Here is a 21,946-nt window from a genome sequence, read left to right as displayed (position 1 = left end):
ACGGCCGCGCGGTCGCGAACGCCCCCGGGAACGCGCAGAGCCGGGGCGGTTGGGGCCCGCCCCGGCTCGGCACGCGGTGTGCGACGGTCAGTCCACCTCGGCCACGGCCTCCGCGAACTGCGCCTGGTACAGCCGCGCGTAGGCGCCGTCCGCGGCGATCAGCTCGTCGTGCGAGCCCTGTTCGACGATCGAGCCGTTCTCCATCACCAGGATCACGTCGGCGTCCCGGATGGTGGAGAGCCGGTGCGCGATCACGAAGCTGGTGCGGCCGGTGCGCAGTCGCGCCATGGCCCGCTGGATCAGCACCTCGGTGCGGGTGTCGACGGAGCTGGTCGCCTCGTCCAGGACGAGGATCGACGGCTGGGCGAGGAATGCCCGGGCGATGGTGATCAGCTGCTTCTCGCCTGCGCTGACGCCGGCGCCGTCGTCGTCGATGACGGTGTCGTAGCCGTCCGGCAGGGTGCGCACGAAGCGGTCGACGTGGGCGGCCCTGGCGGCCTCGATGACCTGTTCGCGGGTGGCTCCCTGGGCGCCGTAGGCGATGTTGTCGGCGATGGTGCCGCCGAACAGCCAGGTGTCCTGGAGCACCATGCCGATGCCGGAACGCAGTTCCTCGCGGGACATCGCGGAGACGTCGACCCCGTCGAGGCTGATCCGCCCGGAGCTGACCTCGTAGAACCGCATCAGGAGGTTGACCAGGGTGGTCTTGCCGGCGCCGGTGGGGCCGACGATGGCGACGGTCTGGCCGGGTTCGACCTTGAGCGAGAGGTCCTCGATGAGCGGCTTCTCGGGGTCGTAGCGGAAGGACACGTCCTGGAAGGCGACCCGGCCGTGGATGGTGTCGGGCCGCTCGGACACGGCCGGGTCGGGGGTCTGCTCGGGGGCGTCCAGCAGTTCGAAGACGCGCTCGGCGGAGGCGACCCCGGACTGCACCAGGTTGGCCATGCTGGCGACCTGGGTGAGCGGCTGGCTGAACTGCCGCGAGTACTGGATGAACGCCTGCACGTCGCCGATGGACAGCGCGCCGCTGGCCACCCGCAGGCCGCCGACGACCGCGACCAGCACGTACTGCAGGTTGCCGATCAGCATCATCGCGGGCTGGATGATCCCGGAGATGAACTGCGCCCGGAAGCTGGAGGTGTACAGCGCCTCGTTGTGCTCGCGGAAGGTCTCGGCGGACTCGCGCTGGCGGCCGAACACCTTGACCAGGTTGTGGCCGGTGTACATCTCCTCGATGTGCGCGTTGAGTTGGCCGGTGGACTTCCACTGCTGGACGAACTGGGGCTGCGCCCGCTTGCCGACCTTGGCGGCGACGGCCACCGACAGCGGCACCGAGACCAGGGCGATCACGGCGAGCAGCGGGGAGATCCAGAACATCATCGCCAGCACGCCGACCACGGTGAGCAGCGAGTTGACGACCTGTCCCATGGTCTGCTGCATGGACTGGCTGATGTTGTCGATGTCGTTGGTGACCCGGCTGAGCACCTCGCCGCGCGGCTGCTTGTCGAAGTAACTGAGCGGCAGCCGGGCGAGTTTGGCCTCGACGTCCTGGCGCAGCCGGTAGCCGGCCCGCTGGATCGCCGTGGTGGCCAGCCGGCCCTGGACGATGCCGAACAGGGCGGAGGCGAGGTAGATGACCAGCACCCAGAGCAGGACGGTGCCGATGGCGCCGAAGTCCATGCTCTGGCCGGGGGTGAAGTCCACCGAGGAGAGCAGGTCGGCGACGCCGCCCTCGCCGTGGGCGCGCAGCCCCTCGATGACCTGCGTCTTGGAGGCGCCGGGTTCGAAGCGGGCGCCGACGACGCCGGCGAAGATCAGGTCGGTGGCGTTGCCGAGCACCTTGGGGCCGGTGACGGCGCAGCCGATGCTGAGCACGCCGAGGGCCAGCACGCCGGAGATCAGGCTGCGTTCGGGGCGCAGCAGGGCGAGCAGTCGCTTGCCGGAGCCCTTGAAGTCCATGGACTTCTCGGTGCCCTGGCCGCCCATGAAGCGGCCCGGTCCGGCGGGGCCGCGGCGGGCGGCGGCGGCCTGCGAGTCGCTGGGCAGTTCGGTCTCGGCGTCCGTGGTGTCCGTGGTCTCGGCGTCTGCGGTCTTGGTGTCCGTGTCCGTGGTCCTGGTGTCCGTGGTCCTGGTGTCCGTAGTTCTGGTGTCCGCGGTCTCGGTGTCCGTGTCGGGCTTGCCGGGGGTGGTCACGCCGCCTCCTGCTCGGTGAGCTGGGAGAGCACGATCTCCCGGTACGTCGGGTTGTCGGCCATCAGTTCGCCGTGGGTGCCGGTGCCGACGACCGCGCCCTCGTCGAGGACGATGATCCGGTCGGCGTCGCGGATGGTGGAGACGCGCTGGGCGACGATCAGCACGGTGGCGTCGGCGGTCTCGCGGGCGAGGGCCTTGCGCAGCCTGGCGTCGGTGGCGTAGTCGAGCGCCGAGAAGGAGTCGTCGAACAGGTAGACGTCGGGCTGGCGGACCAGGGCCCGGGCGATGGCCAGGCGCTGGCGCTGGCCGCCGGAGACGTTGCCGCCGCCCTGGGCGATCGGGGCGTCCAGGCCTTCGGCCAGTTCCTGGACGAAGTCCTTGGCCTGGGCGATCTCCAGGGCGTGCCAGAGCTCCTCGTCGGTGGCGTCGGGCCGGCCGTAGCGGAGGTTGCTGGCGACGGTGCCGGAGAACAGGTAGGGCTTCTGCGGGACGAGGCCGACGCTCTCGGCGATCGTCTCGGGGGCGAGTTCGCGCACGTCGACGCCGTCGAGCAGGACCTGGCCGGAGGTGGCGTCGAACAGCCGGGGCACGAGCCCGAGCAGGGTGGACTTGCCGCTGCCGGTGGAGCCGATGACGGCGGTGGTCTCGCCGGGGCGGGCGGTGATGGCGATGCCGCGCAGCACCGAGGCCTCGGCGCCGGGGTAGCGGAAGTCGACGTCGCGCAGTTCCAGGTTGCCGCGGCGCAGCACCTCGGTGATCGGCGCGGCGGGCGGGACGACGCTGGAGGAGGTGCCGAGGACCTCCTCGATGCGCTCGGCGCAGACCTCGGCGCGCGGCACCATCATGAACATGAAGGTGGCCATCATGACGCTCATCAGGATCTGCATCAGGTAGGAGAGGAACGCGGTGAGCGCGCCGATCTGCATGCCGCCGCTGTCGATCCGGTGGGCGCCGAACCAGAGCACGGCGACGCTGGAGACGTTCACGACCAGCATCACGGCCGGGAACATGAACGACATCAGCCGGCCGACCTGGAGGGCGGTGTCGGTGAGCTCCCCGTTGGCCTGGGCGAAGCGGGCCTGCTCGTGGTCGTCCTTGACGAACGCGCGGATGACCCGGATGCCGGTGATCTGCTCGCGCAGGACCCGGTTCACCGTGTCGATCCGGGTCTGCATGCTGCGGAACTTGGGGCGCAGCGCGCGGACCAGGAGGAGCACGACGACGCCGAGCAGCGGGATGACCGCGAGCAGCAGGCCGGACAGCGGCACGTCCTGGTTGAGGGCCATGATGATGCCGCCGACGCACATGATCGGGGCGGCCACCATGAGCGTGAAGCTCATCAGGGCCAGCATCTGGACCTGTTGGACGTCGTTGGTGGTCCGGGTGATCAGCGAAGGGGCGCCGAACTGGCCGACCTCGCGGGCGGAGAAGCTCTGCACCTGGTCGAAGACGGCGGCGCGGACGTCCCGGCCGAAGGCCATGGCCGTCCGGGAGCCGTAGTAGACGGCGCCGATCGAGCAGAGCGCCTGGACCAGGGTGACGCCGATCATCACCCCGCCCACTTGCAGGATGTAGCCGGTGTCGCCCTTGACCACGCCGTCGTCGATGATGTCGGCGTTGAGCGTCGGCAGGTAGAGCGCCGCCAGGGTGGACACCAGTTGGAGCGCCACGAGCAGCGCGATCGGTCGGGAGTACGGGCGCAGGTACGCCCTGAGCAGTCTGATCAGCACTGGCACACTCTTGTCGTCGACGGGTGGATTCGCATCCCAATTCTCGTTCTTCGGTGGACTCGTACAGGCGATTCACAGGCTGTGGATCGTAGGTTTGCCCAGTCCTTTGCCGAACCGTACGGCGGGCCCGGTTGCACGGGTTCACCCGGGGCCCGCGCGGGGGCGTCGGCGGGCACCGGCGGCGCGGCGGTGTGCCGACCGGTCCCGCCCTCTTACGGAATGACCGGTTTCCCCCTAGGCTGCTGATTGCCCCCTTGTTACTCGCCGGTACCGCCTGGGTTGACCGGGGGCCCGGCGACCGCCCCCACGGGCGCCGCGACAATCCCTCAGACGGCCACCCGCCCCCGGAGGTCCTCGTTGAGTTCCGCGCAGTCCCTGATCGACTCCGGTAGTGCCGACTTGGTCGCCGGGCGTCCCGCCTCCGTCGCCCACCTCTTCCTGGAGCGGGTCGCCGCCACCCCGAACGCCGAGGCCTACCGCTACCCCGCCCCGGTCGACGAGCACGCCGCGGACAGCGCCCCCGGCGCCGAGCAGTGGCGCTCGCTCACCTGGGCGCAGACCGCGGCCCGGGTCAAGGCGGTGGCCGCCGGCCTGATGGCGCTCGGCATCCAGCCGGAGGACCGGGTCGCGCTGGCCTCCTCGACCCGGCTCGAATGGATCATCGCCGACCTCGGGAACATGTGCGCGGGTGCCGCCACCACGACCGTCTATCCCAGCACCAACGCCGACGAGACCGCGTTCATCCTCTCCAACTCCGGTTCCAGGGCGCTGTTCGCGGAGAACGCCGCCCAACTCGCCAAGGCCGTCGACCAACTCGGCCACCTGCCCGAGCTGCGGACCGTCATCCTCTTCGACGCCCCCGAGGCCGGCACCGCCGAGGCCGGCACCGCCGAGACTGCCGACTCCGAGGCCGGTGCCCCCGGGGCCGACGGCCTGAACGGCCTCACCGTGCTCACCCTCGTCGAACTGGAGCAGCGCGGCGCCGAGTACCTGGACCAGCACCCGGACGCGGTCGAGAAGGCCGTCGCCGCGCTCGACAAGGAGCAACTGGCCACCCTGATCTACACCTCCGGCACCACCGGCCGCCCCAAGGGCGTGCGCCTGGTGCACGACTGCTGGGCGTACGAGGCCCGGGCCCAGGAGGCCAGCGGACTGCTGCGCTCCGACGACGTCCAGTTCATGTGGCTGCCGCTGTCGCACGTGTTCGGCAAGACGCTGATCTCCGGCCAGATCGCCACCGGCCACGTGATGGCCGTGGACGGCCGGGTCGACCGGATCATCCACAACCTGCCGGTCATCCGGCCGACCGTGATGGCCTCGGCGCCGCGCATCTTCGAGAAGGTCTACAACGGCATCGCCGGCCGGGCCCGGGCTGAGGGCGGTGCCAAGTACAAGATCTTCCGGTGGGCCGCCAAGGTCGCCCGCGAGCACGCCCGGGCCGTCCAGGAGAGCCGGATCGCCACCGGCGCCGGCACCGTTCCGCTGGGCCTCAGGCTCCAGCACGGCCTGGCCGACAAGCTGGTCTACGCCAAGATCCGCGCGGCCTTCGGCGGCCGGCTGCGCGGCGCCGTCTCCGGCAGCGCCGCGCTCGCGCCCGAGATCGGCTACTTCTTCCTCGGCGCCGGCGTGCCGATCCTGGAGGGCTACGGCCTCAGCGAGACGAGCGCCGGCTCCTGCGTCAACCGCGAGGAGGACATCCGGATCGGCACCGTGGGCCGCCCGCTGCCCGGCACCGAGGTCCGGATCGCCGAGGACGGCGAGATCCTGCTGCGCGGCCCCGGCGTCATGCGCGGCTACCACGACCTGCCCGAGAAGACCGCCGAGGTACTGGAGGCCGACGGCTGGTTCCACACCGAGGACATCGGTGAGCTCGGCCCCGACGGCTTCCTGCGGATCACCGACCGCAAGAAGGACCTGTTCAAGACCTCCGGCGGCAAGTACGTCGCGCCCAGCGAGGTCGAGGGCAGGTTCAAGGCGGTCTGCCCGTTCGTCAGCAACATCCTCGTGATCGGCAACGGCCGCAACTTCTGCACCGCGCTGATCGGCCTGGACGAGTCGGTCATCATGCCGTGGGCCGCCGAGCACGGGCTGAAGGGCAAGTCCTACGCCGAGGTGGCCGCCGACCCGCAGGTGCACCAGCTGATCGAGGGCTTCGTCAAGCGACTCAACGCCGACCTCCAGCGCTGGCAGACGATCAAGAAGTTCCACCTGCTGCCGCGCGATCTCGACATCGAGCACGGGGAGCTCACCCCGAGCCTGAAGATCAAGCGCCCGGTGGTCGAGCGGACCTACGCGGACGCTGTCACCGCGATGTACGCGGGCGCCAACGAGGCCTGATCGGCCCCGCTCCCGTACGGCTCACCGGTTCGGGTGAGCCGTACGGGACAATGGGGTCATGCCCTCCGCACTCCCCGACGGCGAACCGGTGCCGTCCGACGGTTCCCTGCCCGCATCCGCCCGCGCCGGTCTCGGGCAGCGGCCGTTCGGTTTCTACCTGCACGTGCCGTACTGCGCCAGCCGCTGCGGCTACTGCGACTTCAACACCTACACCGCCACCGAGCTGCGCTCCTCCGGGGCCGTCGCCTCCCAGGAGACCTACGCGGACAACGTGGTCGCCGAGATCCGGCTGGCCCGCCGGGTCCTCGGCCCGGTCGACCTGCCGGTGCAGACCGTCTTCCTCGGCGGCGGCACCCCCACCCTGCTGCCCGCCCGTGACCTGGTGAAGATGCTCGCCGCGCTGCGCGAGGAGTTCGGGCTCGCCGAGGGCGCCGAGGTCACCACCGAGGCCAACCCGGAGTCCGTCGACCCGGCCTACCTGGCCGAACTGCGCGAGGGCGGCTACAACCGGGTCTCCTTCGGCATGCAGAGCGCCCGCCCGCACGTCCTGAAGCTGCTCGACCGCCACCACACCCCGGGCCGCCCCGAGGCCTGCGTCGCCGAGGCCCGTGCCGCCGGCTTCGACCACGTCAACCTGGACCTCATCTACGGCACCCCCGGCGAGTCCGACGGCGACTGGCGCGCCTCCCTGGACGCCGCCATCGGCGCCGGGCCCGACCACGTCTCCGCGTACTCCCTGATCGTCGAGGACGGCACCAAGCTCGCCGCCCGGGTCAAGCGCGGCGAACTGCCGATGATCGACGACGACGTGCACGCCGACCGCTACCTCATCGCCGAACAGGCCCTCAGCGCCGCCGGCTACACCTGGTACGAGGTCTCCAACTGGGCCACCACCCCGGAGGGCCGCTGCCGCCACAACGAGCTGTACTGGACCGGCGCCGACTGGTGGGGCGCAGGCCCCGGCGCGCACAGCCACGTCGGCGGCGTCCGCTGGTGGAACGCCAAGCACCCCGCCGCCTACGCCCAGGCCCTCGCCGAGGGCCGCACCCCCGCCCAGGGCCGCGAGGTCCTCGCCGAGGAGGACCGCCGGGTCGAGCGCATCCTGCTCGAACTGCGCCTCGCCGAGGGCATCCCGCTCACCCTCCTCACCGACACCGGCCGCCACGCCGCCGCCCGCCACCTCGCCGACGGCCTCCTCGCCGCCGAGCCGTACGCCCAGGGCCGCGCCGTCCTCACCCTCCAGGGCCGGCTGCTCGCCGACGCGGTCGTACGTGACCTGGTGGACTGACATTCGTTAACGTGGGTGTCAGCCGTCGGAGGGAGCGTGCGATGACCGCCATCGATGATCGGATGACCGGGATCTTCGAGAACCTGGAGGTGCCGGAGGGCATCAAGGCCGAACTCATCAGGGGGGAAATCGTGATGATGGCGGGGCCTGACATGGTCCACAATCTCATCGTCCTGGCGATTCAGCACCAGCTTCCGTACGGTCGGTGGCGTCCACTCACGACCCAGGACCTGGGGATCCCCGGCCAGGCGAGCGAACCCCAGCCAGACCTGGTCGTCTTCGAACGCGGGGCGGTCCAGGAGCACGGACGACTGCTGCCGTCGCCCGCCGTCACCCTGGTGGTCGAGGTGGTGTCGAAGACCAGTGTCGATCGTGATTACCGGACCAAGCGGGAGCTCTACGCCGAGGGCTCCGTCCCCGCGTACCTGATCGTGGACCCGATCAAGGGGGTCTGCGTGCTGCTGACCGAGTTGGGTAGGGATCCCGGGTCCGGCCTCCCGAGGTACATGTCCGAGCGGACCAGCAAGTTCGGCGAGCCCGTCCCCGTCAGCCTGCTTGAGATCGATCTGGACACCACGGACTTTCAGCAGTACGTCTGATCGGCCTCACTCCGGAACCGTCACGAAGTCGATCAACTCCTCGACCTTGCCCAGCAGTTCCGGCTCCAGGTCCTTGTAGCTGTCCACCGTGGAGAGGATCCGCTTCCAGGCGGCGGGGGTGTTCACCGGCCAGCCGAGGCGGCGGCAGACGCCCTCCTTCCACTCCTCGCCGCGCGGGACGGCGGGCCAGCCGGGGATGCCGACGGAGGCGGGCTTCACGGCCTGCCAGATGTCGATGTAGGGGTGGCCGACGACCAGGACGGCGTCGCCGGTGACCTGGGCGGCGATGCGGTGCTCCTTGGTGCCGGGGAGCAGGTGGTCGACCAGGACGCCGAGGCGCCGCCCCGGGCCGGGGGCGAAGTCGGCGACGATCGCGGGCAGGTCGTCCACGCCCTCCAGGTACTCGACGACCACGCCCTCGATCCGCAGGTCGTCGCCCCAGACCCGCTCGACCAGTTCGGCGTCGTGCCGGCCCTCGACGTAGATCCGCGACTCGCGGGCGACCCGGGCCCGGGCGCCGGGGACGGCGACCGAGCCGGAGGCGGTGCGGCCCGGCGCGCGGGCGGGCGCGGGACCGGCCGGGCGCACCAGGGTGACCGTCCGGCCCTCCAGCAGGAAGCCGCGCGGCACCAGCGGGAACACCCGGTGCTTGCCGAAGCGGTCCTCCAGGGTGACGGTGAAGCCCTCGGCCGTCTTCTCGCAGCGCACCACCGCGCCGCAGAAGCCGGTGGCGGCCTCCTCCACCACCAGGTCCCGTTCGGCGCTCACCTCCGGGGCGGGCGACTGCTTCTTCCACGGCGGGGTCAGGTCGGGTCCGTACTGGCGGCTGTGCATGAAAGCGACTATACGGACGGACCGTCAGAGGCCCGGCGCGCCCCAGACCGGGAACCAGCGGGTGAGGTCCTTCTCCAGCCGCAGGTCGTTCCCCAGCATCGCGTTGACCTGGAGCTCCAGCGGGCTGTTGCGCCGCTCCCCGCCGCCGGGCATCGGAGCGAAGGGGTAGAAGGTGCCGCGTTTGTAGAGGTAGACCAGGGCCAGCGGCTGCCCCTCCGGGTTGCGGAAGCCGACCAGCGAGCAGAGCAGCTGCGGCCCGAAGCCGTTCGCCTCCAGCTCGCTGTTGACCGCGTGCAGGTCGTTGACCAGCTCCGGCAGCTCCTCGGGGGTGTGCCGGGCGAGCAGCCAGGAGTAGCCGTAGCCGTCCTTGGAGGCCTCCACCGGGACGCCGCCGCGTTCGGTGTCGGCGTCGAGCAGCGCCCGCACCTGCTGTTCGACCTGGACGAAGGCCGCGCCCTCGACGGCGGCGAAGCAGACCGAGCCGAGCCCGGTGGGGGTGAACCCGGCCGCGGCCTCCAGGGTGAGGGCGGCGGACGGGACGCCGAACAACTGGTCGAGGTCGGGCTTGACGGGCTTGGTGCGCCCGAACAGGGTGTCCAGGATTCCCACGGCGATCCTTTCGGAGGAGGGAGTCGGGAGGGAGTCGGGAGGGCTGGAGGAGGGCTGGGGGGAGGGCCGTAGGAGGGCGGCAGCGGGCGGGGCGTCAGCGGCCGAGCTGCTCGGAGATCTTCGCCAGCTGCTCCAGCCGCTTCTCCAGCGTCGGGTGGGTGGAGAACAGCTGCGAGGCGGTCTCCCGGGCGCTCAGCGCGGGGGCGAAGTAGAAGGCGTTGTAGGGCTGCGCCTGGCGCAGGTCCTTGCTGGGGATGGCGGCGATCTGGCCGGTGACCTTGGTGAGCGCGGAGGCGAGGGCGCTGGGCCGGCCGGTGAGCTGGGCGGCGGCGCGGTCGGCGGCGAGTTCCCGGTAGCGGGAGAGGAGCCGGGTGAGCAGGAAGCTGATGGCGTAGACGACCATCGACACCAGCGGGATGATCAGGGCGGCGATCGCCGCGTTCTGGTCGTTGCTGTTGCGGTTGCCGCCCATGAATCCGCCGTACACGGCGATCCGGGTCATGGCCCCGGCGAGGACGCCGAGGAAGCCGGCGATGGTCATCACCGCGACGTCCCGGTGGGCGACGTGGGACAGCTCGTGGGCGAGGACGCCCTCCAGTTCCTCGGGTTCCAGCCGGCGCAGCAGGCCGGTGGTGACGCACACCACGGCGTTCTGCGGGTTGCGGCCGGTGGCGAAGGCGTTCGGCATGTCGTTGTCGGCGACCGCCACCCGGGGTTTGGGCATGTCGGCCAGCGCGCAGAGCCGGTCGATGGTGCCGTGCAGTTGCGGGTACTGCTCAGGGGTCACCTGGTGGGCGCCCATCGCCCGTTCGGTGATCTTGTCGCTGAACCAGAACTGGGCCACGAACAGCCCGCCGGAGATCAGGACGATCAGTGGCCAGGCGCCGCGCAGCAGCACGATCAGCAGACCGGTGAAACCGACGTACAGCAGCCCGATCACGAACATCGTCACGACCATGCGGCCGGTCAGACCGCGGTCGGGCGCGAAACGGGTGTGCTGGCCCGAGCTCGACATTGCTTGCTCCTCCATTCGCCGTCGTCTTCGATGCTGCCACCCGGACGGCCCCACGGCACCACCCCCGCGCCGGGAACTGCGGGCAGGATCACTCCGGCCGGGCCGTTCCTGCCGTTGGGCCCGGGCCTTACACTGGCAGGTACGGTTTTGGCACTCGCACGTTCAGAGTGCCAAAGCGGGTGCCGGAGCCGGGGTCGTCCCGGAGCGGGCAGCAGCATGCGTGACACGAACGGACAACGTGCGAAGACGGAGGTGTGTGCCCCATGGCCGGTGAGGTTCGCCAGCTGGACGACCGCAAGCTCGCCGTGCTCCGCGCGATCGTCCAGGACTACGTGGGCACCGAGGAGCCGGTCGGTTCCAAGGCCCTGGTGGAGCGGCACAACCTCGGAGTCTCCCCGGCGACCGTCCGCAACGACATGGCGGCGCTGGAGGAGGAGGGCTACATCCACCAGCCGCACACCAGCGCCGGGCGCATCCCCACCGACAAGGGGTACCGCCTGTTCGTCGACAAGCTCGCCGAGGTCAAGCCGATGAGCGCCCCCGAGCGCCGGGCGATCCGGCACTTCCTGGACGGCGCCGTCGACCTGGACGACGTGGTCATGCGGACGGTGCGGCTGCTCGCCCAGCTCACCCGGCAGGTCGCGGTGGTGCAGTACCCCTCGCTGTCGCGGTCCACGGTCCGGCACATCGAGCTGGTGGCGCTGGCCCCGACCAAGGTGATGCTGGTCCTGATCACCAACACCGGCCGGGTCGAGCAGCGGATGGTGGACTGCCCGGGCCCGGTCGGCGAGACGGTCCTGGCGGACCTGCGGGCCCGGATCAACGTGCGGGCCGTCGGCCAGCGGCTGCCGGACGTGCCGGGGTTCCTGGAGGAGCTCCCGGCGGGTTTCGAGCAGCCGGACCGCCCGACCGTCAGCACGGTCCTGGCGACGCTGTTCGAAGCGCTCGCCGAACAGAACGAGGAGCGGATCATGCTGGCCGGCACGGCCAATCTGACCCGCTTCGGGCACGACTTCCCCCTGACCATCCAGCCGGTGCTGGAAGCCCTGGAGGAGCAGGTCGTCCTGCTCCGCCTCCTGGGTGAGACGGCGGACGCCGCGATGACGGTCCGGATCGGGCGGGAGATCGCCTACGAGGGGCTGAATTCCACCTCGGTGGTGTCGGTCGGTTACGGTTCGGGCGACGAGAGCGTGGCCAAACTGGGTGTGATCGGTCCGACCCGGATGGACTATCCGGGCACAATGGGGGCGGTGCGTGCGGTGGCGCGGTACGTGGGTCAGATCCTGGCCGAGTCGTAGCACAGGCCGCCGTCGGACCTCCGGCGGCGGTGTCCAGTCGCAGCACTACTACAGGCGGAACAAGCGGAGCATTTGGTGGCCACGGACTACTACGCGGTACTCGGCGTCCGACGGGATGCGGGGCAGGACGAGATCAAGAAGGCCTTCCGGCGCCTGGCACGCGAACTGCACCCGGACGTCAATCCGGACCCGAAGACGCAGGAGCGCTTCAAGGAGATCAACGCCGCCTACGAGGTGCTCTCCGACCCACAGAAGCGCCAGGTCTACGACCTCGGCGGCGACCCGCTCTCGCCGGGTGGCGGGGGCGCGGGCGGCTTCGGCGCGGGCGCGGCGGGCTTCGGCTTCTCCGACATCATGGACGCCTTCTTCGGCGCCGCGGCCGGCCAGCGCGGCCCGCGCTCGCGCACCCGCCGCGGCCAGGACGCCATGATCCGGCTGGAGATCACCCTGGAGGAGGCCGCCTTCGGCACCACCAAGGAACTCCAGGTCGACACCGCCGTCACCTGCACCACGTGCAGCGGCGAGGGCGCGGCCCCTGGCACCTCCGCGCAGACCTGCGACATGTGTCGCGGCAAGGGCGAGGTCTCCCAGGTCACCCGGTCGTTCCTGGGCCAGGTCATGACCTCCCGCCCCTGCCCGCAGTGCCAGGGCTTCGGCACCGTCGTGCCGACCCCGTGCCCGGAGTGCGCCGGCGACGGTCGGGTCCGCGCCCGGCGCACCCTGACCGTCAAGATCCCGGCCGGTGTCGACAACGGCACCCGGATCCAGCTGGCCGGCGAGGGCGAGGTCGGCCCCGGCGGCGGCCCGGCCGGCGACCTGTACGTCGAGATCGCCGAGACCACCCACACCGTCTTCCAGCGGCGCGGGGACGACCTGCACTGCACCGTCACCATCCCGATGACGGCGGCGTCCCTGGGCACCCAGGTGCCGCTGCAGACCCTGGACGGGCTGGAGGAGGTCGACATCCGGCCCGGCACCCAGTCCGGGCAGTCGATCCCGCTGCACGGCCGCGGCATCACGCACCTGCGCGGGGGCGGCCGGGGCGACCTGATAGTGCATGTCGAGGTGCAGACGCCCAGCAAGCTCGACGCCGAGCAGGAGGACCTGCTGCGCCGGCTCGCGGTGCTGCGCGGTGAGGAGCGGCCGTCCGGCCAGTTCGCGCCGGGCCAGCAGGGCCTGTTCTCGCGCCTCAAGGACGCGTTCAACGGCCGATAGGCCCCCAGGGCGGGTCTGACAATTCGCGTCGGATCAGCGCGCGGCGTCGCGTGCCCGGCGGGAATTGTCAGACCCGCCCTAGGCCTGTCCGGGCCGTCCGCGCGGGGGTGCCGGGGTCCTGCCCCGGCACCCCTTTCGCGTTCCCGATCCGCTCCCACCCCCGGAGGTTCCCCGCATGACCGCCCCCGTCTTCGTCGTCGAGACCGAGCGGATCGCCGCTGCCACGCCCGGCTCCGTGGTGCGCCTCGACGGGCCGGAGGGGCGGCACGCGGCCGCGGTGAAGCGGCTGGCGGCGGGCGAGGCGGTGACCCTCGCCGACGGGCTGGGCCTCGGGGTGGACGGGACGGTCGCCGCGGTGCTCGGCAAGGACGCGATCGACGTCACGGTGGCCGCCGTCCGCCGGGAGCCCGAGCCGGTACCGCGGATCGTCGTCGTCCAGGCGCTGCCCAAGGGTGACCGCGGCGAGCTCGCGGTGGAGACCATGACCGAGGTCGGCGTGGACGTGATCGTCCCGTGGGCCGCCTCGCGCTGCATCACGCAGTGGAAGGGCGACCGGGGCGCCAAGGCGCTCGCCAAGTGGCGGGCCACCGCCCGGGAGGCGGGCAAGCAGTCCCGTCGGCTGCGCTTCCCCGAGGTGCGCGAGCCGGCGACCACCCGGCAGCTGGCGCCGCTCCTGGCCGGGGCCGCGTTCGCCGCCGTGCTGCACGAGGAGGGCGCCGAGCCGCTGGCGCTGGCCGCGCTGCCCGGGGCCGGGGACGTGGTGCTGGTGGTCGGCCCGGAGGGCGGGGTCTCCCCGGAGGAGCTGGCCGCCTTCGCCGAGGCGGGCGCCGGACCGTACCGGCTGGGCCCCTCGGTGCTGCGCACCTCCACCGCCGGGGTGGCCGCCGGCGCCCTGCTGCTGGGGCGCACCGGCCGCTGGTCGTAGGGCACTTCCCGTGGATCGGGCCGCGCCCGCCGGTGGGGCCGGAGTCTGCGGAAACCGGCGCGCGTCGTGCGCGTACGTGCCTACGCTGACCGCGTGACGGAACCCCTGAGCACCTCTGCGGGCGCCTACCTGCGCCATCCCCATCTGCACGGTGACCTGGTCACCTTCGTCGCCGAGGACGACGTCTGGCTGGCCCCGCTGGACGGCGGCCGGGCCTGGCGGCTGACGGCCGATCACCTGCCGGTCCACCACCCCCGGTTCGCCCCCGACGGGCGGCACATCGCCTTCACCTCCACCCGGGACGGCGCGCCCGAGGTGCACGTGGTGCCGGTGGACGGCGGCCCGTCCCGGCGGCTCACCCACTGGGGCAGCGACCAGACCGAGGTGCGGGGCTGGACGGCCGACGGGCGCCCGATCGCCCTCACCACCGCCGGCGAGGCGACCCTGCGCCGCAGCTGGGCGCACGCCGTGCCGCTGGACGGCGGCGAGTCGGTGCGGCTGCCGTACGGGCCGATCGGCGGGCTCGCCTTCGAGCCGGGCGGCGACCGCGTGCTGCTGGGCACCGTCAACAACCGCGAACCGGCCTGGTGGAAGCGCTACCGGGGCGGCCGGGCGGGCAAGTTGTGGATCGGCCGGGACGAATTCGTCCGCGTCCACGAGGAGTTGGACGGCCAGCTCGACTCTCCGCTGTGGGTGGCCGGCCCCCTCCTGCCAGGAGGCAGGATCGCCTTCCTCTCCGACCACGAGGGCGTCGGCGAGCTGTACTCCAGCCGCCCGGACGGCTCCGACCTGCGCCGCCACACCACGGACCCGGACGGCTTCTACGCCCGCAACGCCACCACCGACGGCACCCGGGTGGTCTTCCACCGGGCCGGCGACATCTGGCTGCTGGAGGACCTGGCGGGAGCCGCGCCCCGCCGCCTCGACATCCGGCTGGCCGGCCCGCGCAGCGGCCGCCGCCCCCGCCCGGTGCACGCCGCGCACTGGCTGGAGTCCGCCGCCCCCGACCGCACCGGCCGGGCCGGCGCCGTGGTGGTGCGCGGCGACGTGCACTGGCTGACCCACCGGGAGGGCCCGGCCCGGGTGCTGGACGAGACGCCGGGGGTGCGCGGGCGGCTGGCCCGGGTGGTGCCGGGCGAGGACGGCGCCCAGGGCGTGCTGTGGGTGTCCGACGCCGAGGGCGAGGACGCCCTGGAGTTCGCCCCCGACGTCCAGGGCGCCGAGCGTCGCCGGCTGGCCGCCGGGCGGATCGGCCGGGTCAACTCCCTGGCGGTGTCCCCGGACGGCGCGCAGGCCGCGCTCGGCGTGCACGACGGCCGGGTCCTGCTGGTCGCGCTCGCCGACGGCACCGTGCACGAGCTGGACCGCAGCACCGACGGCGAGGTCAGCGGGCTGGCCTTCAGCCCGGACTCGGCCTGGCTGGCCTGGTCGCGGCCGGCGCACCGGCTGGGCCCGTACTCGCTGCGCCAGATCGTGCTGGCCGACCTGGCCACCCGGACGGTCGGGGAGGTCACCCAGCAGCGCTTCATCGACACCTCGCCGGCCTTCACCGCGGACGGCCGCTACCTGGCGTTCCTGTCGGTGCGCAACTTCGACCCGGTCTACGACTCGCACGTCTTCGACCTGTCGTTCCCCAACGGCTGCCGCCCGTACCTGATCACGCTGGCCGCCGACACGCCGTCCCCGTTCGGACCGCAGCGGGCCGGGCGCCCGCTCGGCGCGGAGGAGGACGAGCCGCGCGGCAGGAAGGCGGACGGCGAGGAGGCCGCCGCCGTACCGGTGACCAGGGTCGACCTGGACGGCATCGCGGACCGGATCGTCCCGTTCCCGGTCGAGGGCGGCCGGTTCGACGTGCTCAAGGCCGCCAAGGACGGCCTGCTGTGGACCCGCGCCCCGCTGCTCGGCGAACTCGGCGACGGGGCGGCCTCGCCGGAGGACGAGCGGCCCCGGCCGGTGCTGGAGCGCTTCGACCTGAGGAAGCGCCGCGTCGAGCAACTGGTGCACGGCGTGGACGGCTTCGCGGTCAGCGGGGACGGCACCCGGGTGGCCGTGCTGGACGGGGGCGAGCTGCGGATCGTCCCGGCCGAGCACAAGGCGGGCGGCGAGGACGACGAGGTGAGCGTCGACCTGGCCCGGCTGCGGGTCACCGTCGACCCGGCCGCCGAGTGGCGGCAGATGTACGCCGAGAACGGCCGCCTGATGCGGGACAACTACTGGCGCCCCGACCTCGGCGGCGTCGACTGGGCTGGCGTGCTGGACCGCTACCGGCCGCTCGTGGAGCGGCTCGGCTCGCACGACGACCTGGTCGACCTGCTCTGGGAGGTGCACGGCGAACTCGGCACCTCGCACGCCTACGTCATCCCGTACGGCCGGTACACCGAGCCCGCCCGGCGCCAGGGCCTGCTCGGCGCGGACCTCGCCAAGGACGGCGACCGGTGGCGGATCGCCCGCATCCTGCCCGGCGAGTCCTCCGACCCCCGGGCCCGCTCACCGCTGGCCGCGCCCGGCGCCGCGATCCGCCCGGGCGACGCCGTCCTCGCCGTCAACGGCCGCCCGGTGGACCCGGTCACCGGCCCGGCCCCGCTGCTGGCCGGCACCGCCGGGCAGCCGGTCGAGCTGACCGTGGCCGGCAAGGACGGCACCGACCGGCGCCACCCGGTGGTCGTCCCGATCGCCGACGAGGAGCCGCTGCGCTACCACGACTGGGTGGCCGGGCGGCGGGCCGCGGTGCGCGAGCTGTCCGGTGGCCGGCTCGGCTACCTGCACATCCCCGACATGCAGTCGGCCGGCTGGGCGCAGATCCACCGAGACCTGGCCGTGGAGATGGCCCGGGACGGCGTGATCGTCGACGTCCGGGAGAACCGCGGCGGCCACACCTCGCAGCTGGTGATCGAGAAGCTCGCCCGCCGGATCGTCGGCTGGAACGCCATCCGGGACACCGACCACCCGGTGCCCTACCCCCTCGACGCCCCGCGCGGGCCGGTCGTCGCGCTCGCCAACGAGTTCTCCGGCTCGGACGGCGACATCGTCAACGCCGTCATCCAGACGCTCGGCATCGGCCCGGTGGTCGGCACCCGCACCTGGGGCGGGGTGATCGGCTTCGACAGCCGCTACCACCTGGTCGACGGCACCCTGGTCACCCAGCCCAAGTACGCGTACTGGCTGGAGAACCACGGCTGGGGCGTGGAGAACCACGGCGTCGACCCGGACGTCGAGGTGCCGATGGCCCCGCACCAGTGGGCCGCCGGCGAGGACCCGCAGCTGGCCGAGGGCGTCCGGATCGCCCTCGCCGCGCTCGCCGCGGCCCCGCCCCGGACGGCCCCGCCGATGCCCTGGGCGTAGGGCGCGTCCCCGCCGCCCCGGCGGGCGGGAGCGCAGCCGAACGGGAGGTCGGCCGGGCCGACTTCCCGCTAGGCTGCGCCCGTACGGCCCCAGACCAGACACGAACCGAGGAGAAGCCGATGGCCGGCGAGCCGCAGCCCGACTGCCTGTTCTGCAAGATCGTGGCGGGCGAGATCCCGGCGACCGTGGTGCGCAAGACCGAGCGCGTCCTCGCCTTCCGCGACATCGCCCCCAAGGCGCCGCTGCACGTCCTGGTCATCCCCCACGTGCACTACCCGAACGCCGCCGCGCTGGCCGCCGCCGAGCCGGAGCTCGCCGGTGAACTCCTCGCCGAGGCGGGCGCGGTGGCCAAGGACGAGGGCGTCGAGGACTACCGGCTGATCTTCAACACCGGGGCCGGCGCCGGCCAGACGATCTTCCACGCCCACGTCCACGTGCTCGGCGGCAAGCCGATGACCGAGAGCATGGTCTGACCTACGTGTCACAGCGCGAACTCGTCGTCCTCGGCACCGCCAGCCAGGTGCCCACCCGGCACCGCAACCACAACGGCTACCTGCTCCGCTGGGACGGCGAGGGCCTGCTGTTCGACCCCGGCGAGGGCACCCAGCGGCAGATGCTGCTGGCCGGCGTCTCGGCCACCCAGATCACCCGGATCGCCGTGACGCACTTCCACGGCGACCACTGCCTGGGCCTCGCCGGGGTGATCCAGCGGATCAACCTGGACCGCGTCCCGCACCCGGTGGACGTCTACTTCCCGGCCTCCGGGGAGGTCTACTTCGAACGGCTGCGGCACGCCACCGCCTACCACGAGACGGCCGTCCTGCGGCCCCGGCCGATCGACGAGCCGGGCCCGCTGCCCGCGCCCGGCGCCCGCTTCGCGCTGGACGCCGTGCGGCTGTCCCACCCCGTGGAGTCCTTCGGCTACCGGCTGTCCGAGCCGGACGGCCGCCGCCTGGTGCCCGAACGCCTCGCCGCGCTGGGCGTCTTCGGCCCCGCGGTCGGCCGGCTCCAGCACGAGGGGGTGATCGAGGCGGACGGCCGGCGGGTCACCCTGGAGGAGGTCAGCGAGCCCCGGCCGGGCCAGCGCTTCGCCTTCGTGATGGACACCCGGCTCTGCGACGGCGTGCACGAACTCGCCGAGGGCGTCGACCTGTTGGTCGTCGAGTCGACCTTCGCCGACGCCGACGCCCGGCTCGCCGAGGAGCACGGCCACCTCACCGCCGGGCAGGCCGCCAAGGCCGCCGCCGAGGCCGGGGTGCGCACCCTGGTGCTGACCCACTTCTCCCAGCGCTACCCGGACCTCGGCCAGCACCTGGCCGACGCCCGCCAGCACTTCGACGGCGAGCTGGTGCTCGCCACCGACCTCGCCCGGGTGCCCGTGCCCGTCCGGCGCCAGCCGTGAGCCCGGCACACCGCCCGTGAAAAGCGCTCGCGCCCGCCCCCGATCTGCCGCAGCATCGTCGGGTGCGGCCCCGCCGCCCGCCGCGGCGGCCACGTGCGCGGCGTACCCTGGTGCCCCGGAGAGACCGATCGGCACACGACACCACGGATGGGATGAGGCAGGCCCAGCGCCGACCTATGAGTGACACATCGCAGACCCGTACGAACGGACAGTCGCGCCCCGAACCGGCCGGCGACGGTCGCGTCAGCGCCCGGATCGTCATCCCCGAGAAGCACCCGATGGTCACCCTGCTCGGCACGGCGGACTCGCTGCTGCGCGTGATCGAGCAGGGCTTCCCCGCCGCCGACATCCACGTCCGCGGCAACGAGGTGACCGCCACCGGAGCGCGCGCCGAGGTCGCCCTCGTGCAGCGGCTCTTCACCGAGATGATGCTGGTGCTGCGCACCGGCCAGCCCTTGACGGAGGATTCCGTGGAGCGCTCCATCGCCATGCTCCGCGGTGCCGCGGAGGACCCGGACAGCCCGGCGCCGTCCCAGGTGTTCACCGCGAACATCCTGTCCAACCGGGGCCGCACGATCCGCCCCAAGACCCTCAACCAGCAGCGCTACGTCGACGCGATCGACAAGCACACGATCGTCTTCGGCCTCGGCCCGGCCGGCACCGGCAAGACCTACCTCGCGATGGCCAAGGCCGTCCAGGCCCTCCAGGCCAAGGAGGTCAACCGGATCATCCTGACCCGCCCGGCCGTCGAGGCGGGGGAGCGGCTGGGCTTCCTGCCCGGCACCCTCTACGAGAAGATCGACCCGTACCTGCGCCCGCTGTACGACGCGCTGCACGACATGATGGACCCCGACTCCATCCCGCGCCTGATGGCGGCCGGCACCATCGAGGTCGCGCCGCTGGCGTACATGCGCGGCCGCACCCTCAACGACGCCTTCATCATCCTGGACGAGGCCCAGAACACCTCGCCCGAGCAGATGAAGATGTTCCTCACCCGCCTCGGTTTCAACTCCCGGGTGGTGGTCACCGGCGACACCAGCCAGATCGACCTCCCGGGCGGCACCCGCAGCGGCCTCAAGGTCGTCCAGGACATCCTGGCCGACGTGCCCGACATCCACTTCTCCGTCCTCACCAGCACCGACGTGGTCCGCCACAAGCTGGTCGGCCGGATCGTGGACGCCTACGAACGCTGGGACGCCAAGCAGGAGGCCGAGGAGAACTCCTCGCCCGCCCGCAAGCCGGCCCAGCGGCGCGGCTCCCGCGCACCCCGACAATCCCATCGCACCGAAAGCTGAGTACGTAGCCCGTCATGTCGATCGACATCGCCAACGAGTCCGGTTGGGACGCCGATGAGGAAGCCATCCTCGACGTCGCCCGCTTCGCCCTGGACAAGATGCGGATCCACCCGCAGTCCGAACTGTCCGTGATCCTGGTGGACGGAGCGGCGATGGAGGAGCTGCACATCCAGTGGATGGACCTCCCCGGACCCACCGACGTGATGTCCTTCCCGATGGACGAGCTGCGCCCCGGCAAGGAGGGCGAGGAGCTGCCGCAGGGCCTGCTCGGCGACATCGTGCTCTGCCCGGAGGTCGCCGAGCAGCAGGGCAAGGCGGCCCCCTCCCAGCACTCGATGGACGAGGAGCTCCAACTGCTCACCGTCCACGGGGTGCTGCACGTCCTCGGGTACGACCACGAGGAGCCCGAGGAGGAGGAGGAGATGTTCGCCCTCCAGAAGCGCATCCTGGACGACTGGCGGGCGGGCCGGGGCCTCGGTGGTCTCTCCCCGGCCCCCACCACCCACTGAGCGCGGAGCCCGAACCCCTGTGAGTGGTGAGAGTACGAGCTTCATCCTCGGTGCCGTGCTGCTCGTCGTCCTCGGCTGGCTGGCCGCGTGCGCCGAGGCGGGCATCTCCCGGGTCTCCCGGTTCCGGGCGGAGGAGGCGGTGCGGGCCGGGCGCCGCGGCTCGGCGCGGCTGCTGACCGTCGCCTCCGACCCGATCCGCTACCTCAACCTGGCGACCCTGATCCGGGTGGCCAGCGAGATGGCGGCGGCCGTCCTGGTCACCGTGGTGTGCGTGCGCAACGTGGAGCCGATCTGGCAGGCCGTGCTGCTGGCGTTCGGCGTGATGGTGCTGGTGTCCTTCGTCGCGGTGGGGGTCTCGCCGCGCACGATCGGGCGCCAGCACCCGCTCACCACCGCGACCGCCGCCTCCTTCGTGCTGCTGCCGCTGGCCGCGGTGCTCGGCCCGATCCCGCGGCTGCTGATCCTGCTCGGCAACGCGCTGACCCCGGGCAAGGGCTACCGGGAGGGGCCGTTCGCCTCCGAGGCCGAACTGCGGGCGCTGGTCGACCTCGCCGAGAAGGACGACCTGATCGAGGACGAGGAGCGCCGGATGGTGCACTCCGTCTTCGAGCTGGGCGACACCATCGTCCGCGAGGTGATGGTGCCGCGCACCGACCTGGTGATGATCGAGCGGCACAAGACCGTCCGGCAGGCGCTCACCCTGGCGCTGCGCTCGGGCTTCTCGCGGATCCCGGTGGTCGGGGACAGCGAGGACGACGTGGTCGGCATCGTCTACCTGAAGGACCTGGTCCGGCGCACCCACATCAACCGGGAGGCGGAGTCCGAGGAGGTCGGCGCGGTGATGCGCCCGGCCGTCTTCGTGCCGGACTCCAAGCCGGCCGGCGACCTGCTGCGGGAGATGCAGCAGCGCCGCTCGCACGTGGCGATCGTGATCGACGAGTACGGCGGCACGGCCGGCCTGGTCACCATCGAGGACGTCCTGGAGGAGATCGTCGGCGAGATCACCGACGAGTACGACCGGGAGATCGCGCCGGTGGAGGACCTCGGCGACGGCTCGTACCGGATCACCGCCCGGCTGCTGGTGGAGGACCTGGGCGAGCTGTTCGGCATCGAGCTGGAGGACGAGGACGTCGAGACCGTCGGCGGCCTGCTGGCCAAGCACCTCGGCCGGGTGCCGATCCCCGGCTCGGCCTGCGAGATCCCGCTGCCCGAGCCGGCCGGCACCGGGCTGACCGGCATCCTGCTGACCGCCGAGTCCTCGGCGGGGCGCCGCAACCGGATCGGCTCGATGGTCGCGACCCCGGTCCGCAAGGCCGCGGAGACCGGGGCGGAGCCCGGCGAGTAGCGGTCGCGCC

At 72.3% G+C, this 21,946-nt stretch carries 17 protein-coding genes; 12 read left to right on the top strand and 5 right to left on the bottom strand.

Annotated features, from left to right (window positions below):
- Positions 1–87: 87 nt before the first annotated feature.
- Both ACIPLC_RS04710 and ACIPLC_RS04705 read right to left on the bottom strand, forming a co-directional pair.
- On the bottom strand, positions 88–1,986 hold the full coding sequence (locus tag ACIPLC_RS04710) for an ABC transporter ATP-binding protein (RefSeq protein ID WP_400471243.1): 1,899 nt from the start codon (positions 1,984–1,986) through the stop codon (positions 88–90).
- A 203-nt stretch (positions 1,987–2,189) separates the two neighbouring features.
- On the bottom strand, positions 2,190–3,923 hold the full coding sequence (locus ACIPLC_RS04705; protein ID WP_400471077.1) for an ABC transporter ATP-binding protein: 1,734 nt from the start codon (positions 3,921–3,923) through the stop codon (positions 2,190–2,192).
- A gap of 357 nt (positions 3,924–4,280) precedes the next feature.
- Between ACIPLC_RS04705 and ACIPLC_RS04700 the strand changes: the two genes are divergently transcribed.
- Genes ACIPLC_RS04700 through ACIPLC_RS04690 form a run of 3 tightly spaced genes read left to right on the top strand, consistent with a single transcriptional unit; the run spans position 4,281 to position 8,147 of the window.
- Positions 4,281–6,260 (top strand): AMP-dependent synthetase/ligase, encoded by a 1,980-nt coding sequence (locus tag ACIPLC_RS04700; RefSeq protein ID WP_400471076.1) that lies wholly within the window; start codon positions 4,281–4,283, stop codon positions 6,258–6,260.
- A 58-nt stretch (positions 6,261–6,318) separates the two neighbouring features.
- Positions 6,319–7,548, top strand: a complete 1,230-nt coding sequence (gene hemW, locus ACIPLC_RS04695; protein ID WP_400471074.1) for a radical SAM family heme chaperone HemW — start codon at positions 6,319–6,321, stop codon at positions 7,546–7,548.
- 41 nt (positions 7,549–7,589) lie between these two features.
- Complete coding sequence (locus ACIPLC_RS04690; RefSeq protein ID WP_363588260.1) at positions 7,590–8,147, top strand: Uma2 family endonuclease; 558 nt, start codon at positions 7,590–7,592, stop codon at positions 8,145–8,147.
- Between the two features lie 6 nt (positions 8,148–8,153).
- Here ACIPLC_RS04690 and ACIPLC_RS04685 read toward each other — a convergent pair whose 3' ends face one another.
- From ACIPLC_RS04685 to htpX, 3 genes are all read right to left on the bottom strand, one after another.
- The gene (locus tag ACIPLC_RS04685; RefSeq protein ID WP_400471072.1) at positions 8,154–8,981 is read right to left on the bottom strand and encodes a DUF3097 domain-containing protein; all 828 of its coding nucleotides are present in this window, start codon (positions 8,979–8,981) and stop codon (positions 8,154–8,156) included.
- Positions 8,982–9,005: 24 nt separating this feature from the next.
- The gene (locus tag ACIPLC_RS04680) at positions 9,006–9,590 is read right to left on the bottom strand and encodes a hypothetical protein (RefSeq protein WP_400471070.1); all 585 of its coding nucleotides are present in this window, start codon (positions 9,588–9,590) and stop codon (positions 9,006–9,008) included.
- A 94-nt stretch (positions 9,591–9,684) separates the two neighbouring features.
- Positions 9,685–10,605, bottom strand: a complete 921-nt coding sequence (gene htpX, locus ACIPLC_RS04675) for a zinc metalloprotease HtpX (protein ID WP_400471068.1) — start codon at positions 10,603–10,605, stop codon at positions 9,685–9,687.
- Positions 10,606–10,868: 263 nt separating this feature from the next.
- Here htpX and hrcA point away from each other — a divergent pair, with 263 nt between their 5' ends.
- From hrcA to ACIPLC_RS04630, 9 genes are all read left to right on the top strand, one after another.
- Complete coding sequence (gene hrcA, locus ACIPLC_RS04670; RefSeq protein ID WP_400471066.1) at positions 10,869–11,903, top strand: heat-inducible transcriptional repressor HrcA; 1,035 nt, start codon at positions 10,869–10,871, stop codon at positions 11,901–11,903.
- A 75-nt stretch (positions 11,904–11,978) separates the two neighbouring features.
- Positions 11,979–13,118 (top strand): molecular chaperone DnaJ, encoded by a 1,140-nt coding sequence (gene dnaJ, locus ACIPLC_RS04665; protein ID WP_400471064.1) that lies wholly within the window; start codon positions 11,979–11,981, stop codon positions 13,116–13,118.
- A gap of 175 nt (positions 13,119–13,293) precedes the next feature.
- Entirely contained in the window at positions 13,294–14,043 is a 750-nt protein-coding gene (locus ACIPLC_RS04660) for a 16S rRNA (uracil(1498)-N(3))-methyltransferase (RefSeq protein ID WP_400471063.1), read from the top strand.
- Positions 14,044–14,136: 93 nt separating this feature from the next.
- Entirely contained in the window at positions 14,137–17,385 is a 3,249-nt protein-coding gene (locus ACIPLC_RS04655; RefSeq protein ID WP_400471061.1) for a PDZ domain-containing protein, read from the top strand.
- Between the two features lie 119 nt (positions 17,386–17,504).
- Complete coding sequence (locus ACIPLC_RS04650) at positions 17,505–17,858, top strand: histidine triad nucleotide-binding protein (RefSeq protein WP_400471060.1); 354 nt, start codon at positions 17,505–17,507, stop codon at positions 17,856–17,858.
- Between the two features lie 5 nt (positions 17,859–17,863).
- Entirely contained in the window at positions 17,864–18,787 is a 924-nt protein-coding gene (locus tag ACIPLC_RS04645) for a ribonuclease Z (protein ID WP_400471058.1), read from the top strand.
- Between the two features lie 176 nt (positions 18,788–18,963).
- Positions 18,964–20,082: a PhoH family protein gene (locus tag ACIPLC_RS04640; protein WP_400332356.1), complete on the top strand. Its 1,119-nt coding sequence runs from the start codon at positions 18,964–18,966 to the stop codon at positions 20,080–20,082.
- A gap of 14 nt (positions 20,083–20,096) precedes the next feature.
- The gene (ybeY, locus tag ACIPLC_RS04635) at positions 20,097–20,591 is read left to right on the top strand and encodes an rRNA maturation RNase YbeY (protein WP_400471056.1); all 495 of its coding nucleotides are present in this window, start codon (positions 20,097–20,099) and stop codon (positions 20,589–20,591) included.
- A 19-nt stretch (positions 20,592–20,610) separates the two neighbouring features.
- Positions 20,611–21,936, top strand: a complete 1,326-nt coding sequence (locus ACIPLC_RS04630) for a hemolysin family protein (protein ID WP_400471054.1) — start codon at positions 20,611–20,613, stop codon at positions 21,934–21,936.
- The last annotated feature ends 10 nt before the right edge of the window (positions 21,937–21,946 follow it).

It is taken from the genome of Kitasatospora sp. NPDC086801 (assembly GCF_044745805.1).
Lineage (GTDB): Bacteria > Actinomycetota > Actinomycetes > Streptomycetales > Streptomycetaceae > Kitasatospora.
This window is presented reverse-complemented; position numbering and strand designations above follow the sequence as displayed.

Bases quoted from the DNA above. Each gene is read 5' to 3' on its own strand.
- ybeY (WP_400471056.1), top strand. From the start codon at position 20,097: ATGTCGATCGACATCGCCAACGAGTCCGGTTGGGACGCCGATGAGGAA.
- hemW (WP_400471074.1), top strand. From the start codon at position 6,319: ATGCCCTCCGCACTCCCCGACGGCGAACCGGTGCCGTCCGACGGTTCC.
- ACIPLC_RS04640 (WP_400332356.1), top strand. From the start codon at position 18,964: ATGAGTGACACATCGCAGACCCGTACGAACGGACAGTCGCGCCCCGAA.
- ACIPLC_RS04660 (WP_400471063.1), top strand. From the start codon at position 13,294: ATGACCGCCCCCGTCTTCGTCGTCGAGACCGAGCGGATCGCCGCTGCC.
- ACIPLC_RS04710 (WP_400471243.1), bottom strand. From the start codon at position 1,986: ATGGGCGGCCAGGGCACCGAGAAGTCCATGGACTTCAAGGGCTCCGGC.
- ACIPLC_RS04690 (WP_363588260.1), top strand. From the start codon at position 7,590: ATGACCGCCATCGATGATCGGATGACCGGGATCTTCGAGAACCTGGAG.
- ACIPLC_RS04685 (WP_400471072.1), bottom strand. From the start codon at position 8,981: ATGCACAGCCGCCAGTACGGACCCGACCTGACCCCGCCGTGGAAGAAG.
- ACIPLC_RS04650 (WP_400471060.1), top strand. From the start codon at position 17,505: ATGGCCGGCGAGCCGCAGCCCGACTGCCTGTTCTGCAAGATCGTGGCG.
- htpX (WP_400471068.1), bottom strand. From the start codon at position 10,605: ATGTCGAGCTCGGGCCAGCACACCCGTTTCGCGCCCGACCGCGGTCTG.
- hrcA (WP_400471066.1), top strand. From the start codon at position 10,869: ATGGCCGGTGAGGTTCGCCAGCTGGACGACCGCAAGCTCGCCGTGCTC.